At 42.6% G+C, this 265-nt stretch carries 1 protein-coding gene; it reads left to right on the top strand.

The window, feature by feature from the left end; all coding sequences use genetic code 11:
- Positions 1 to 20: 20 nt before the first annotated feature.
- Positions 21 to 265 (top strand): DUF2776 family protein (locus FN960_RS24210; protein WP_221936866.1); only part of this gene is annotated, 245 nt, incomplete at its 3' end.

The following is a 265-nucleotide window of genomic DNA, read 5'->3' as shown; positions in this document are numbered from 1 at the left end:
ACAGGATGAAATTATCATTAATGCATATTTCAATATTAGCAGGGATACCTGAGGAGTTTAAAGTGAACATATATATCGGGTGGCTTTTCAAATTAATCCCTTTGATTATGGGCTTAATTTGTATCGCGTTAGGTGGCTTTGTGCTGGAAAGTTCAGGGCAAAGCGAGTATTTCGTCGCGGGTCATGTGCTGATTTCTCTGGCGGCCATATGCCTGGCATTATTCACTACCGCATTTATTATCATTTCGCAGCTCACGCGCGGCGT

This window comes from Alkalicoccobacillus porphyridii (assembly GCF_007293315.1).
GTDB lineage: Bacteria > Bacillota > Bacilli > Bacillales > Bacillaceae_D > Alkalicoccobacillus > Alkalicoccobacillus porphyridii.
The sequence above is the reverse complement of the archived record's forward strand: the minus strand, read 5'-3'. Positions and strand labels throughout refer to the sequence as shown.